General features: G+C 66.9%; 11 protein-coding genes. 4 read left to right on the top strand and 7 right to left on the bottom strand.

What is annotated here, in order from left to right; translation table 11 throughout:
* Window positions 1–133 precede the first annotated feature (133 nt).
* The 4 genes from AC59GX_RS13075 to AC59GX_RS13090 are packed head-to-tail and all read left to right on the top strand — an operon-like array spanning window position 134 to window position 4015.
* Window positions 134–1036 carry an amidohydrolase family protein gene (locus AC59GX_RS13075; RefSeq protein WP_426281474.1) on the top strand — a complete coding sequence of 301 codons (903 nt, stop codon included), beginning with the start codon at window positions 134–136 and terminating at the stop codon, window positions 1034–1036.
* Window positions 1033–2100 carry an L-rhamnose/proton symporter RhaT gene (gene rhaT, locus AC59GX_RS13080; RefSeq protein WP_426281473.1) on the top strand — a complete coding sequence of 356 codons (1068 nt, stop codon included), beginning with the start codon at window positions 1033–1035 and terminating at the stop codon, window positions 2098–2100. Before AC59GX_RS13075 ends, rhaT begins: the two co-directional genes overlap by 4 nt.
* Window positions 2097–3179 carry a glycoside hydrolase family 43 protein gene (locus AC59GX_RS13085; RefSeq protein WP_426281472.1) on the top strand — a complete coding sequence of 361 codons (1083 nt, stop codon included), beginning with the start codon at window positions 2097–2099 and terminating at the stop codon, window positions 3177–3179. Before rhaT ends, AC59GX_RS13085 begins: the two co-directional genes overlap by 4 nt.
* Window positions 3179–4015 carry an alpha/beta hydrolase gene (locus tag AC59GX_RS13090; RefSeq protein ID WP_426281471.1) on the top strand — a complete coding sequence of 279 codons (837 nt, stop codon included), beginning with the start codon at window positions 3179–3181 and terminating at the stop codon, window positions 4013–4015. The genes AC59GX_RS13085 and AC59GX_RS13090 overlap by 1 nt, the downstream gene beginning before the upstream one ends.
* Here AC59GX_RS13090 and AC59GX_RS13095 read toward each other — a convergent pair.
* From AC59GX_RS13095 to AC59GX_RS13125, 7 genes are read right to left on the bottom strand one after another with little or no spacing between them, the layout of a single operon-like run.
* Entirely contained in the window at window positions 4012–4980 is a 969-nt protein-coding gene (locus AC59GX_RS13095) for a glycoside hydrolase family protein (protein WP_426281470.1), read from the bottom strand. The two genes, AC59GX_RS13090 and AC59GX_RS13095, sit on opposite strands and share 4 nt — an antisense overlap.
* Window positions 4977–6521, bottom strand: coding sequence for an MFS transporter (locus AC59GX_RS13100; protein ID WP_426281468.1), 1545 nt, complete (start codon window positions 6519–6521; stop codon window positions 4977–4979). Before AC59GX_RS13100 ends, AC59GX_RS13095 begins: the two co-directional genes overlap by 4 nt.
* On the bottom strand, window positions 6511–9087 hold the full coding sequence (locus tag AC59GX_RS13105) for a glycosyl hydrolase 115 family protein (protein ID WP_497301844.1): 2577 nt from the start codon (window positions 9085–9087) through the stop codon (window positions 6511–6513). Before AC59GX_RS13105 ends, AC59GX_RS13100 begins: the two co-directional genes overlap by 11 nt.
* A gap of 2 nt (window positions 9088–9089) precedes the next feature.
* A complete protein-coding gene (gene bglB, locus AC59GX_RS13110; protein WP_426281465.1) occupies window positions 9090–10202 on the bottom strand; it encodes a beta-galactosidase BglB in 1113 nt (370 codons plus the stop codon).
* Complete coding sequence (locus AC59GX_RS13115; RefSeq protein ID WP_426281463.1) at window positions 10203–11435, bottom strand: glycosyl hydrolase 53 family protein; 1233 nt, start codon at window positions 11433–11435, stop codon at window positions 10203–10205.
* Window positions 11432–14455: a glycoside hydrolase family 35 protein gene (locus tag AC59GX_RS13120; RefSeq protein WP_497301846.1), complete on the bottom strand. Its 3024-nt coding sequence runs from the start codon at window positions 14453–14455 to the stop codon at window positions 11432–11434. The genes AC59GX_RS13115 and AC59GX_RS13120 overlap by 4 nt, the downstream gene beginning before the upstream one ends.
* A complete protein-coding gene (locus AC59GX_RS13125) occupies window positions 14448–14762 on the bottom strand; it encodes an L-rhamnose mutarotase (RefSeq protein ID WP_426281460.1) in 315 nt (104 codons plus the stop codon). The genes AC59GX_RS13120 and AC59GX_RS13125 overlap by 8 nt, the downstream gene beginning before the upstream one ends.
* Window positions 14763–14767 lie beyond the last annotated feature (5 nt).

The following is a 14767-nucleotide window of genomic DNA, read 5'->3' on the forward strand; positions in this document are numbered from 1 at the left end:
TCCTCCCCCTCCGTCGCCTTTGGCGCCACCTCCCCCTGGCGGGGGAGGATCGTTCCGACTGTCATCCCAAATCGCTCAGCCAACGCTGCCCGGCACGAGGCGGTACGGTTCAACAAACCCAGGAGAGAAGGCGATGATCCCGTTCGTCGACGCGCATATCCACCTGTGGGACCTGAGCCACATCCGCTATCCGTGGCTGTCGCCGCCGTTCGCCGATGATGGCCCCAACGGTAGCGTAGAGCCAATTGCGCGCGACTTCGGAATCGCCGAGTACCGCGCGGCGCTCGCGCGGTGGAATGTCGTCGGCGCGGTGCATGTCGATGCGGGTGCGGATCCGGTGCAAGCGCTCGACGAGACGCGCTGGCTGGAGGGAATCGCCGCCGAGCACGGCTTGCCCAACGCGATCGTCGCCTACGCACCGCTGGACGATGCCGACGTCGATATGCACCTCGCCGCGCAGGCGGCGTTCCCCCATGTTCGGGGCATTCGCCAGATCGTCAACTGGCACGCCGATCCGGCCCGCACCTATACAGCGCGCGACCTGACGCAGAATGCCCAGTGGCAGGCGGGCTATGCGCTGCTGTGTACGCACGCGCTCTCGTTCGACCTGCAATGCTACCCCGCGCAAATGCCGGGCCTCGCGCCGCTGATCGCGCGTCATTCAGATATCCCGGTGATCATCAACCATCTCGGCATGCCCGTGCTCGCCGATCCCGATGGCATCGCGGAATGGCGCGACGGCCTGCGCGCGCTCGCGGCGCTGCCGCATGTCGCGATCAAGCTGTCGGGGCTCGGCTTCATCGCGCGCGCCTGGACGCCGGAAAGCGTGCGGCCCTTCCTGCTCGAAGCGATCGACCTGTTCGGCACCGATCGCTGCCTGTTCGCCAGCGACGCGCCGACCGACACGCTGTTCGCGCCGATCGATCGCTACCTCGAAACCTATCACTCGCTGGTCGCGGACTTCGCAGAAGACGAACGCAGCGCGCTGTTCGGCGGCAATGCGAACCGGATCTACCGGCTGGGTCTCGACCTGTGAACCCGCTGCTCGGGGTACTGTATCACTGGCTCGGCGGGCTCGCGTCGGCCAGCTTCTACGTGCCCTATCGCGGCGTGAAGCGCTGGTCGTGGGAGATCTACTGGCTGACGGGCGGCGTCGTATCGTGGCTGGTCGCGCCGTGGTTCTTCGCCAGCCTCCAGACGCACGACCTGCTCGGCGTGTTCGGGCGCGCGCCGTCGACCGCGTTCTGGTGGCCGATGGTGTTCGGCGTGTTGTGGGGGTTCGGCGGACTCGGCTACGGGCTCGTCATGCGGTATCTCGGGCTGTCGCTCGGTATGGCGGTGGTGCTTGGCCTTTGCACCGTGTTCGGCACGCTGATCCCGCCGGCGTTCACGGGCGAGTTCCACGAAAAGCTGATCGCGACCACATCCGGCAATATCGTCCTCGCCGGCATCGGCCTGACGCTGGCCGGCATCGTCGTCGTCGCGATCGCGGGCGCGATGAAGGATGCGCTGCTGACGCCGGAGCAAAAGCTGGCGGTCGTCGCCGAGTTCGACTTCCGCAAGGGCATCGTCGTTGCGATCGGCGCCGGGATCATGTCCGCGTGCTTCGCGTTCGGGCTGGCTGCGGGCGAGCCGATCAAGGCGCTGTCGGCGACCGCCGGGACCGGGTCGCTCTGGACCGGGCTCCCCGTTTTATGCCTGATCATGGCGGGCGGCCTCGTCACCAACGGCGCCTGGTGCGCTTGGCTGATCGTGAAGAACCGCAGCGCCAAGCAATGGCTCGGCCGCACCGCCGAAGGCGCCCGCCCGCCACTCCTGTGCAACTACGCGCTCAGCGCACTCGCTGGCGTCACCTGGTATTTCCAGTTCTTCTTCTACACGATGGGGGAGAGCCAGATGGGCCGCCTCGGCTTCTCGAGCTGGACGCTGCACATGGCGAGCATCATCATTTTCGGCACGCTGTGGGGCTTTGCATTCCGCGAGTGGAAGGACGCCGGCGCGCGGATCAAGGCTGTGGTCTGGGCGGGCGTGGCACTGCTGCTGATCGCGACCGTGGTGATCGGCTATGGCAACAGCATAGCGGTGGAGACCGTCGCATGACCCGGATCGCGCACCTGATCGCCGCCAGCCTGTTTGCACTCGCGGGGGCCGCACCCGCAACCCCGCCGCGCGAGCCCGACGCCCCGCTGGTGATGACCGCGATGCACCTCCACGATCCGTGGATCGTCGCCGACAAGGCCAGTCGCACCTACTACCTCTTCACCCGCAACGAGGTCGCGATGACCGGCGACTCACGGCTGGGCACGATGATGTATGCGAGCCGCGACCTGAAGCACTGGACCAGGCCCAAGCCGGTGTTCGTGCTGCCCGGCGACGTCTGGGCCAAGGCGGGAAGCTGGGCGCCGGAAGTACACCGCTGGAAGAACCGCTGGTATCTTTTCGCGACGTTCCACGATCCGGCCTCGCCGCTGACGCCCAACGGCAAGCGCGCGACCTATCGCCGCGGGACCGTCCTCGCGGTCGCGGACAAGATCGACGGGCCCTATGCATTGGTCCGAGGCGGCGAGCCGATCGTGTCGAAGGACCAGATGTCGCTCGACGGCACGCTGTACGTCGACCCGAAGGGCAAGCCGTGGCTCGTCTACGCGCATGAATGGTGGCAGACGACGATCGGCACGATGGAAGCCGTGCCGCTGAACGACGACCTGTCCGCGGCGGGCTCGGCGAAGCGCCTGTTCAGAGCGAACGACGCCGCCTGGGTGGTCGGCCAGAAACAACCCGATGGCGACACGGTCTATGTCACCGACGGCCCGGAACTGTATCGCAGCAAAACTGGTGCGCTGCTGATGCTATGGTCGAGCTATGGCAAGAAGGGCTATGTCGAGGGGCAGGCGCGGTCGCGATCGGGCAGCATCGAAGGTCCGTGGGAGCAACTCGGCCCGCTCGTCGAACGCGACAGCGGCCACGGCATGCTGTTCCGTGCGTTCGACGGCAGGCTGATGATGATCCTCCACCGCCCGTTCAACTTCGCGCTCGGTAAGCTCTACGAGATGCGCGACGAGGGCGATCGGCTGGCGGTGGTACGCGAGGCGACCGAACTCGACGGCGAGGCGTATCCGACGCATCCCTGCACGCCGGGGCACTCGTCGTTCGACAATGCTAAACCGGGGTGTTCGTGATGCTGGGTGCAGATGATGTGTGGCCGCTGTGGGGGGACGAACCCGCGGTGACGTTCGAAGATTCGTCGGGCGCGGCCGAGGTTGCGGTCGTGACGGCGGTCGACCAGCCGGTGCTGCTCGGGTTTCGTGCCGCCAAGCCCAACGGCCGGGTGATGCTCGTGCTTGGCGGCGGTGGCTACACGCAGTTGATGGCGGGCAGGGAAGGGGTGCAGGTCGCGGCCTGGCTGACGGGGCTCGGCTATCATGCGTTCGTCCTGATCCACCGCTTCCCCAACGCTGCGAACGGTATTGCCGCACCACTCGACGACGCGCGGGAAGCGATGCGTCGCATCCGCGCGAGCGGTCTGGCGGCGGCAGGGCTCGGCGTGGTCGGACTGTCGTCTGGCGGTCACCTCGCTGCATGCCTCGCCGCGGCGTATCCGGACGAGTGGACGCCGCCAGCGTCGCGCCATCCCAACGAGCCGACGCGGCCCGACGTGATGGTTATTGGCTATGCCCCGATCTCCACCAACGCGGCGGGGCGGACGATCATCGCCGACAAGCCGCCGCTGCCGCCGGTCGAGAAGCAGGCGATGTACGATCGGCTGCAACCCGATGCGCAACTTCTGCCGTCGCCGCCGCCTGCGTTCATCGTCTATGCCGGCAACGATCCCGTCGTCCCGGTCGAGAATGTCCGCCGGCTCCACACGGCGTGGCAGGCCTCAGGCGGTGCGGCGGAACTCCACGTCTTCGCCGACGCGCCGCATGGTTTCGCGCTGGATACGCAGGGGCTGCCCGTCTCGATCTGGCCGACGCTGTGCGAGGCGTGGCTGCGGCAGGTCGGTTTTCTCGACTAGCGGCGCGCGAGCCGGATCTCGGTCGGCGCGTCGCGGTCCACGGTGAGGATACCTTCGGCTTCCTTCAGTTCGGCAATCTGAAGCACGCTGCGGCGGTGCCATTCGGGATCGCGCGTGGACTGTGGTTCGCCGGACTGCTGGACGAAATAGACGATGTAGGCGCGATCGCCGGCGACGATGACGTCGGGATGCTGCCCCTTGGCGCGATCGGTCTCGGCGCGGCCGGGCGTCGCGAGCAGATAGTCCGGTTGTCGCGTCCAGTGCTCGCCATCCGTCGAGCGCATCGCCAGCAATCCCTTCCACGCGTCGGAGATCAGCCACCAGCGGCCCTTCCAGCGGAACGCCTTCGGTCCCTCGCCGGGCGTGTCGACGATCGTGCCCTTCACGCGCCAGTGGACCAGATCGTCGCTGTCGGCGTAGCGGATCGCTTTGTTCAGCCGCTCGTCATTGTACCACAGCCGATAACCGCCACCGGGGAGTGCCGCGACGCTCGCATCGATCACCCGGTCGGAGCCGAGCGACAGCCGCTCGCCACACGTCCAGCGCTTCAGGTCGCGAGAGGTCAGGTGAACGATGAACCGCGGGGCGTTCCAGTCGCGGAAGACGCCCGGCACGACGGTCAGCCACATGTGCCACCGGCCCGCGAGGTACTGAACCTCGGGCGCCCACAAGGTCGCGCCGGTGCAGGATGCGGGGATCGCCGCGGTGCCGCCGTAACGCCAGTGCACGCCATCCCACGAGCGGGCGGTGCCGATCGCGGTACCGTGCACCCAGCGCACGTCCTTCGCGTCTGCCATCGGCAGGTCGGCGCGGCGATTGGTGTAGAACATCACCCATTCGCGGCGGGCGGGATCGTAGACGGTCGAGGGATCGGCGGCGCCGTCGTGCACCGGATCGCGAAATAGCGGCTTCGGCGCGACTGGCGAGCCTGCGCCTGCGAGCAACGCAGCGGCGAGCAGGATCACCGCGTGCCCGCCGCCGCGACGGGGTTGTTGCCCCAGAGCTTGTCATAGGACCAGCCCGACAGGTCCTCGACCACGCGCGCGTTGTCCGGCGTCGATGGCGTCCGCTCGCCACGCCGCAGATGCTCGATCTCCTCCAGCAGGATGGCATGCGTGGCGGGCGTCAGCCGGAACCGCGTCGACACGAGCACGCCGAACACCAGCATCGCGATCGTCCCCGCGCCCAGCACCGCGACGATCGCATAGATCGCCTGGGGGCTCTGTGCGGTCGCCTTCGAGACGAAGCCCGATGCCTGCATGACCTGCCCGACCAAGATCACCGCCAGCGCCTGGCTCATCTTTCGCACGAACGTCATCACGCCGGCGAACGCGCCCTCGCGACGGCGCCCGGTGACGATCTCGTCGACGTCGGCCATGTAGTTGTAGGTCGCCCAAGGGATGTAGTTCAGCGCGCCGCGCCCCAACCCGGCGAACACCACCGGCAGCCAGAATAGCGCCGACGTGGCGGTATAGCCCGCCGCGTACATCGCGAGGAAGATCACCACGCCGATCGCGAAGCTCAACGCCGCGAACCGGTAGGCGGCCGCCGGAGACAGCCGCAGCGCGAAGTTGATCGCCAGCACGACCGCGACCAGCTGGACGATGTACGTCACGCCGACCAGGTTCGCGACGATCGCGGTCGATCCGGCGAGCGCGAAGATCACGAAATAGGTGAAGGCCGCGTTGTAGATGTCCTGGCTGATATAGCCGCCCAGATACATGCCGAGATGCAGACGGAACGCGCGGATCCGCAGCGTCGAGAACAGGTTGCGGTACAGCGCCTTGAACCCCGCGCCGAGCGACGCTTTCTCGACGGCCTGGACCTCGTCGAGCCCCTCCGGCCGCTGCCGCTCCCAGCTGAACGCGTACAGCAGACCCGCGGCGCCCATGAACAAACCTGAGAAGATCATGCCCATATACAGATACGTGTCGGGCGAATCCGGCCCGAGATACGCGATCAGCCAGCCCGGCAGGAACGCCGCCGCGATCGCCGAGCACTGGCCGCACAGGATACGCGCACCGGCGAACTTCGCCTTGGTGCGGTAGTCGGTCGCCATCTCCGACGCGAGCGTCTCGTACGGGATGATCTCCATCGCGTAGACCATCTCGAACAGCACGTACGTCACGAGGTAATACCAGAAGCCTTGCCCCGCGACCCACATGATCGCGAACGACGGCAGCAGCGGGATCGCGGCGAGGATGAAGAACCGCCGCCGTCCGAACTTGCGCCCTAGCCAGCTTCGCCCGAGATTGTCCGACAGGTGGCCGATCGTCGGGCTGGTAAACGCATCGAGCACGCGCGCGACGCCGAAGATGATCGTCGCCTGCGCCGCGGACAGTCCGCAAAAGCTGGTGTAGAAGATCAGGATCCACGTGCTGATGACCGCCATCGACCCCGCGCCGAGCACGTCGTTCGATCCGTAGGCGAGCAGATTATACCAGCGTACCGGACGGGCAGGCGCGAGCGGCAGGGCCGGACAGGCGGCGATCGGATCAGTGGCCATGCGAAAGTCCTTGGGTACCGGCGTTGGCTGAAGATGAGGCGGCTGGAGATGAGGCGGGAAGCGGATCGAAGCGCAGCGCGTCGAACACGATCGCGGGGTCGTCGATCCCGATCGTCACACTGTGCCGTCCGGCCGCGAGCGGTGTCGGCAGCGCAAGGTCGAGACGGTTGTCGAGCACCGCGAGCGCCCATGCCCGGTCGCCGGTCTTGCGTGGAACACCGACACGAACGGGCGCCCCGCCGTCGATCGCGATCGTTACCGCGAGGTCGGCGCCTTCGGTCGTAGGATAGGTCGGCAAGATTTCCGCTGCGAGTTGCCAGCGACCAGGCGGGAGCGTGACGGTGTACGACAGCGTTGCCAGCGCCGCCGCGGCTACCGCAGCACCGTTGCGGCCGAGGCCGTCGACCACGCGCCAGCCGTTGCGCGGGCTATCCGAAGTCTCCGCCTCAACCACGATCGTCGAAGCCTGCAAAACTGCCCGGTTCCCCGGCGAAGGCCGGGGCCCAGTTGGAGTGAGTGAGGTAACGGAGGACGGCACGATTTCACCAGGAGCATTCCAATTGGGCCCCGTCCTTCGCCGCGGAGTTATAGCTGGGGCGGGCAGGATCGGTGGCGACAAGCGATAGCGACGCCACTGCCCGTCGGCGGGTTCGACCGCCATCATTCTTCGCCACTTTCCGCCCGCGATCTCATTATTGTAGCGGTACGTCAGCGCGGTGATTTCCGTATCCGCTGCGCGCGAACGCTCGCCTGCGACTGCCGCACCAACCGGATCGGTATCGCGCAGGCGAGCATGCGCCTCGGCATCGAACATGCGCGTATTGGCGAGCGCCGCCGCGGTCACCGGATAGTCGACCAGTTCGAAAAACGCGTCGCGTCGGTCGGGCGCAATGCGCGGCGCGATCGAGCGGACGCGCGCGCGCAACGTATCGAAGGCGGCGAGGCGGGTCGGGATGTCGGCAGGGGCAAGCGGGCTCGGCTTCGACAGTTCGCCGGGCAGCCACCATTGCAGATGCTCAGGCCGGCGCTGGAAGTTCAGCCGGTGATGCTCGGCCATGATCGCGGCGATCTCCGGCGCGACATCCGCGCCGACAGTATCCGCCGCCCAGTTCGCGACGACCGTATCGATCGGTTTGCCGCGCGTGCCCGGTACGTCCCACGCAAGCTGCAGGAAATAATCGGTCGCGAGTTCCGCGGGCTTGAGGTCGCCGACATTGGCGACCCACATCCGCCGTGCACCCGCATCCCAGGCACGTCCCAGTTCCTCCCGGATCAGCGCGGGCGGTGTGGTCGACAGCCAGAGATACGACAGCGGCGCCCCGAGATAGGACAAATGATAATAGATGCCCGATCCGCCCGTTCGCGCGCGCTCGGCGGCGTCGGGGACGTGACGGATATACCCGAAATTATCGTCGGGCCACATCAGCGTGACGTCGTCGGGTATTTTCAGCCCGCCGCGGTACACGTCGAGGACTTCCTTGTACGGCGTGAAGACCTGCGGGACGCGCGTCGGATCCCGGTTCACGCCGCGCGCCAGCATCGCGCGCTGGTCGGTGAATATGCGTTCGAGCAATGATCGGCGCGCATCGTCGGTGGTCGGGCCGACGATTCCGCTGTCGTGGATGCCGCGCATCCCGAGCGTCCAGACGCTCTCGTACTGGCCGTTCGCCCTGACGCGTGTGCGCCAATAGTCCGCGACGCGGGCGGGGTTGGTCAGATAGTTGAACTCTGTCGCCGGCGCCGTCCATTCGCCGACATTGTTGCGCAGCATCGGCTCGGCATGGCTCGATCCCATGACGATCGCATAGCGGTCGGCAAGGCGCGCATTCTCGGGGTTCGCGTTGAACGGCGCGGTGACCTTGTGCATCGCCGGCCAGACCATGTTCGCCTTCAGCCGCAGCATGAGCTCGAACAGTTTGGCATAGGTCTTCGGCCCGATCGTGCCGGCCTCTGGCTCGAACGTGCCGGCAGCCCAGGGTTGCAGCCCCCAGTCCTCGTCGTTGAGGAAAATCCCGCGATACCGGACCGATGGCGGCCCGAAGCGGTGGAGACCGGTCGCCGCAAAAATCGCGGCGTGATGCTCGGGCGTCGCGTCGGCCCACCAATGCCACGGCGACACGCCGATCGCGCGCGACAGCTCGTACGCGCCGAACGCGGTCCCGCGACGATCGCTGCCGACGATCACCAGCGCTGCCGGGATACCGGGTGCGGGGTTGGCGACGGTGGCGATCACGAAGCTCTCCCATGCGTCTCGCAGTTTCGAGACGTCGAGTATGCCACGCCGGACCAACCGGTCGATCGCGGGGTTGCGACCGAGCGTGCCGAGCCAGATCTGCGTGCCGTTGGCGGTTGTCGCACCGGTCACGCGCCGGAGGTCGCTAGTCAGGTCGGCGGCGGCGATCCGGACGACCTCGTGGTCACCCGGCGCCGTCACCACGCGCGCCGTGCCTTGCGCGTCCGCCAGTGCGAGACCCGCCCCGGGCTCGAACGACACGAGACGTGCGACCGGCTCGGCTGAGGCTGGCGCCCCGAGCCATAGCGCGGCCGCAAGCAAGGCACGCCGCAAGGTCAGATATAGGTCCGCAGGAACTCGGCGAGCGCGACCATCGCGAGGCTCTGGCCGTAAGGCATCGAGGTGAGCGCGATGTCCTTGTAGAATTGCTGCGTGTCGCCCATCGCTGTGCCGAAGCTGACCTGCTTCAGTTCACCGGCCTCGTCGATATTGGCGAGCACGCCCTGCACGGCCTTGATCCCGACCACCTCGTAATGGCGCGGCAGATAGCCCTTCCGGACGCCCTTCAGGATGCCGTAGGCGAAGCCCGCGGTCGCCGACGCCTCGAGATAGCTGGTCGGGTCCATCACCAGCGTGTGCCATAGGCCGCTCTCGTCCTGCGTCTCGGCGAGCGTCTTCACCTGCGCTGCGAGCGTATCGATCAGGAAGGTGCGGAACGCGTCGCCCACCGGCAGGTCGAGGATCTCGATGATCTCCGGGATCGCGATCGTCACCCAGCAATTGCCGCGGGCCCAAAGCGCCTCCGCAAAGTTATGCCGTCCGTTAAAGTCCCAGCCGTGGAACCAGAGCCCGGTCTTCTTGTCGAACAGGTATTTGATATGGACGAGGAACTGCCGCTTCGCCTCCTCGACATAGTGCGGGCGGTTCAGCAGCAGGCCGATCTTGGCAAGCGGCAACACCGACATCATCAGCGTGTCGTCCCACATCTCGCCCGGGTTCTCGTCATTGTAGACGATGTGCTGGAACCCGCCCTCCTCGGTCTTGGGCAGCCCGTCCGGCGCCATCAGCCACTCGGCCCAGGTGTCGAGATAGGGGATGTAGCGCGGGTCGGGTTCGCGCTCGTAGAGATAGGCGAGCGTGATGAACGGCGCGACGGTGTTGATGTTCTTGGTCGGCGTGCCCTCGGCGAAACGATCCTCGAACCACTGCTTGATGATCGCCAGCGCGCCCGCGTCGCCGGTCTGCTCGTAATAGCGCCACATCCCGAACAGGCCGACGCCGTGCGTCCATTCCCAGCCGGCCCAGCCCTTGGTGTCGATGATCCGGCCGTCTTCGAGGCGCAGCAGGAACTCGCCGGTCTCGTCTTTGATGTTGACGAGGTTGTCCATCAGCTTGGCGATCGCAGCGGTCACGTCCGCGCGCGGCACATTATGGGTGAGGGCAGCCACTTATAGTCTCCTGTTGGGACGCGCAGGGCCGAGCCCATAGTCGCGCGCCATCGTCCGATAGAGGGTGAGAAATTCGGGGTCCGCGTCGTAGCGGCCGCCATGACCGGTCGATGGCGTCGTGCCGTTCGGTGGCGTCGGTGCGGTTGGTGTCGTCACGGCGCCGGGTGCTTCGGCGGCGTTGATCCCCTGCGAGAGGAGGTCGGGCTTTGGCCCTTCGCCGGCGGGCGTGCCTTCATGCGTGAAGATCGCTTCCTGGTGCCGCGTCGGCTCCCAGATGAAGCTGCCCCAGCCGTGCGGCTGCGCGTGGACGAGGTCGTTCACGTACCGTTTGCGCGACGAATATTCGAGCGCGAGAAAGCCGTGATCGGGATAGGCCTGGGCGAACTCGGTAAAGGTTCGCGCCCAGTCGCCCTGCGCCTGTTGCTGGTAGCAGGAGAAGCCGGTGGCATCGAATTTGACGCCGCGCTGGAGCAGATTGTCCATCCAGTAGCGGACGATCGGCCAATGCCGCCCGAGATGATTGTGCACCGCCACCCGTGCCTCGGGCGTCGCTTCGCGCGCGCCGGCAATCCCGGCCTTCAACAGCAGCGCAAACCGGTCGTACCCGCCGGCGCCGGGCACGTTCATGTGCACCGCATCGGTCTGCGGATTGCCGGTCGGAATCGTCAGCGGCACGCGTCCGTCGGGCCAGAGCATGCCGAAGGTCGTCTCGTTGCCGATCACGACGAGGTCGGGGGCGGCGCCCGCCCGCTTCATTGCCGACAGCGCGTCGACGGTATGGCGGTGGACCGCCTCGACCAGTTGGGGGAACGTGAGCGCAGCCCAGGCGGCGGGCTTGTCCTGATGCTGCGGATCGGCCCAGGTGTCCGAATAATGCAGCGTCAGCGACAGGTGGAAACCGGCGGCCTTGATCCGCTTGGCGAACGCGATCGTGCGCGGCAGGTCGCACCACGGCCCGCCCGGCTTGCCACTCGAATACCCCTTCGCAGGATCGACGAAAAGCCGCAGCTTGATCGCGTTGAATCCCGCATCGCGCAGGATTGCGAGCGGGTCCTTGGCGACGCCGTTCTCAAAATACGTTGCCCCGGCGAACTCGTCCTCCGGGATCCACGAGACGTCCGCGCCGATCAGATACGGCCACGGCCTCGCAACGTTCGCGACCTTTGCGGCTGGTGCGATGCCGGCGAGACAGGCCGCCCCAGCGCCCGCGCCAAATGTTCTGCGCGTGATCATTTGGCGGCGCCCAGCCGGTCGGGTGCCGCGACCATCCGCACCGGCACGCCGCCCTTGACGTTGCGCATCGTCACCACGCGGACCTGCTCGATCGCATCGCCGGGCGCGCCGTCGGACGTGACTGCGAGCGCGACGGTGTTCGCCCCGTGGTGGTTGAGGATGCCCTCGGGAATCGGGAACACGCGCTGCGGTCCGACATGCGCGATAAATTGGCCCATGTTCCAGCCGTTGACGAACAGCAGCGCACGGTAGCGGGCGACCGAGCGCGGCGTCGTCGTGTCGCCGAATGCGAGGGCGATCGTCGTGTCCTGGCCCTTCGGCACGGCGAGATCGAAGTGCGTACGATACCAGGTCGTGCCGGGCGTCGCCGTGGTGGCGGGGATCGTCGCTGCGGCCCAGGCCTTGTCGTCGAAGCCGGGCAGGTGCCAGCCGACCCGTTCGCCATATTGGCCGCCGTTGTTGGCGGGGCCGCGCGCCGGATCGGGGAGGTCCTCGCCGCCGAGCTTGCCCTGGATCTTCCACGCGATCGGTACGCCGAAGCTGCGTCCGCCCGGCGCTTCGATCGATGCGGAAATCAGCCCGCGCGCTTCCTTGTGATAATCGTCGGAATCAAGGTCCCAGTTATGCCCGTTGTTGCGCACCATCACGCTGACGACGTGCTCGCCGCCCGACTGTGCGGAGGCGGGCAGGTCGAACCGTGCGAGCCCGGTCGTGATCGGCCGCGGCAGTCCGCTCGGCAGCTCATTCTGGCCGAGGAACTGACCATCGACCCAGACCTGCACCATGCCGGAGCCGCCCGCGCCGTAAAACAGCGCGATCTGCTTCGCATCGGGCGTGCCGGTGAAGCGGCCGCGATACCAGACGTCGCCGTCGTGGAAACCGTAGGAGTCCATCGTCAGGTTCGGTTGGCCGTCGGGTTTGGCGGTCGTCGTCGCGCTGCCGCGTCCGTCGATTGCCTGCCAGCTGCTGTCGTCGAAGCCGCTCGTGACTTCGGGCGAACCCTGGGCCACCCGCCATCCGGTCAATGCTGGGAGCACGACGGGCGCTGCACCGGGCAATGCCGTCGTCGCGTTTCGGCTACCGATCGCGGTCGTCTTCGTCGCAACCGCCGTCCCGTTCCACCGCACCAACCGTAGCGCGGCAGGAGCCCAGATTTCGAGCGGAGTCGTGTCGGCAGTATCGCCGGTCAGCGCCAGCGTGCCGCCGGTCGCCTTGGTCGAGCGCAGCAACGCGGGCCCACGCACGAGCACCGCGTCGCTGCCCCGCCAATAGCGTACCGCCTCGGCCTCGTCGGCCAGGATCAGCGTGAGGGCAGGGCGCCCGCCGCCGGTAATTCGCACTACCGCGCGCCCGGCATGCGTATAATCGAGCCGGAGATCGCCCTTCGCTGCGTCGAACGCGGTGGTGGCGGTGCCTTCGAGCAGTGTCACGGTCGGCGCGGACGCATAGCGCAGCACCGTCTCGCCGGTCTCACCCGCGCGACCGTACAGCAGCATCATGTCGCCGCGATCGATCGTCAGCGCGGTCTGCAGTTCGGACGTCGAATAGACCAGCCGCTGCCCGCCGACATTCACGCTCGCGACCAGCCATTTCGCGTCGAACCCGTTCAGCCGCATGGGTTCGGCCTGCGGGAAGGTGTAGCGCCCGTCGGGCAGGTCTGCGGTGATCGTGAAGCGGTCGTCGGTCTGGCCGTTGGACGGCTTGTGGGTCACCATCAGGAAGCGCGCATCGCTTTCCGGACTGCGGTTGTGATACGCCTGCACGTTCGGCGACGACACCTGTACCGGCGCGGCGGGGACCATGCCCGCCAGGTCAGGCACCGCGGCGATCAGCCCGCCGAGCTGTTTCATCTCCTCGGCCTTGCTCCGCACCTCGCGCGCTTCGGAGATCGCCGCGCCGTAATCGTAGCTCGTGAACACGACGGGGGCAGGGAGCCAGCCCCAGCTCGTCCCACCATAGCCCATGTAGAAGCTCTGGATGTCGATCCCGTTGGCGAGATTTGTGCCGTAGAACACGCGCTGGAACCGCTTGCCGCGCTGCACCGCGTTGCATTCGTAGCCGCCGTTCGAGCCCCAGTAATCGAACCAGCCGCCACCGAACTCGGCGAGGAAAGCCGGCGTGTCGGGCGAAGCGGACGCGCCGCCCTTCGCGCCACCGGGACCGTAGAACCCCCAGTCGGGTGCCGCCACGCCGCGCGTCGGCTTGCCCGCGACGGTGCAGGTGCCACCCGGATAACCGTCGAACGCGTAGAGATTGCCCGGTCCCTTGACGACGTTCGCGACGGTCGAGGTCTCGGGTACCCAGTATCCGTTGCGGCCCTGATCGTTGTGGAACAGCGGCACGGTGATGCCGTCGGCGCGGGCCTTGGCATAGAGATGGTCCATGTAGCGGCGTTGTGCAGGCGTGGTCAGCGCCAGTTCGTTCTCGATCTGGTGGAAGATGACGCTGCCGCTATGGCCCTTGCCGTCGCCGTTGATCTGGTGCCGCGCGATGATTGCGTTGACGTGGGTGAGCCACTCGTCGACCGCGGCGAGATACGCCGGATCGTCGGTCCTCGCGCGGGCCTTCTGGTTGACCAGCCAGCCCGGAAACCCACCGCGCGACAGCTCGGCATTCACGTACGGCCCGGCGCGGGTGATGACGTAGAGCCCCTCCTCCTGCGCCATCGCCAGCACGCGCTCGACGTCGCGGATGCCGGTGAAGTCGTACACGCCCTGTTTGGGGCTGTGATAGCCCCAGTCGAAATACAGCGCGACGGTGTTGAAGCCGCTCGCCTTCATCTTCTGCAGGATGTCGCGCCACAGATCGGGGCTGGGCAGGCGAAACGGGTGAAATTCGCTCGACCAGATCACCTGACGCTTGCCATCGATCATCAGCGACCGTGCATCGTACGACACGCGGCCGAATGTCTTGACCGGCGCGGCGAGGTTCTGCGTCGGGCGTGCGACCTGCGCCGTCGCGACGACCGGCGTCAGCGCGGTGGCGAGCGCCAGCGCGATCAGGCGCGTGCGATCAATCATGATGGAAGATCAGCGGGAGCGACCATTCCTTCGGGCGGTTGTTATCCTCAACCTCCATCAGCGGCGCCATGTGATCCCACCAGCGTTTCATCACCGGGTGATCGGGGAGGGCATCGCGGGTGTTCGGTTCGGCGAGATGCAGAACGGCGAACAGCGCCAGCGTCGTCTCGTCGAGGAAGATCGAATAATCATGGATGCCGCTTTCGGTCAGCAAGGCGGACAGTTCGGGCCAGATTTCGTCGTGGCGCTTGCGGTATTCGTCGACCACGCAAGGCTTCAGCTGCATCCTGAACGCATGGATCGACATCGCAC

The organism is Sphingomonas sp. 320_CC (genome assembly GCF_059691795.1).

What these genes read in the sequence shown, in the direction of transcription:
- AC59GX_RS13085 (WP_426281472.1), top strand. Translation starts at nt 2,097, where the DNA reads ATGACCCGGATCGCGCACCTGATCGCCGCCAGCCTGTTTGCACTCGCG.
- AC59GX_RS13100 (WP_426281468.1), bottom strand. Translation starts at nt 6,521, where the DNA reads ATGGCCACTGATCCGATCGCCGCCTGTCCGGCCCTGCCGCTCGCGCCT.
- AC59GX_RS13115 (WP_426281463.1), bottom strand. Translation starts at nt 11,435, where the DNA reads ATGATCACGCGCAGAACATTTGGCGCGGGCGCTGGGGCGGCCTGTCTC.
- AC59GX_RS13125 (WP_426281460.1), bottom strand. Translation starts at nt 14,762, where the DNA reads ATGTCGATCCATGCGTTCAGGATGCAGCTGAAGCCTTGCGTGGTCGAC.
- AC59GX_RS13120 (WP_497301846.1), bottom strand. Translation starts at nt 14,455, where the DNA reads ATGATTGATCGCACGCGCCTGATCGCGCTGGCGCTCGCCACCGCGCTG.
- AC59GX_RS13075 (WP_426281474.1), top strand. Translation starts at nt 134, where the DNA reads ATGATCCCGTTCGTCGACGCGCATATCCACCTGTGGGACCTGAGCCAC.
- AC59GX_RS13090 (WP_426281471.1), top strand. Translation starts at nt 3,179, where the DNA reads ATGCTGGGTGCAGATGATGTGTGGCCGCTGTGGGGGGACGAACCCGCG.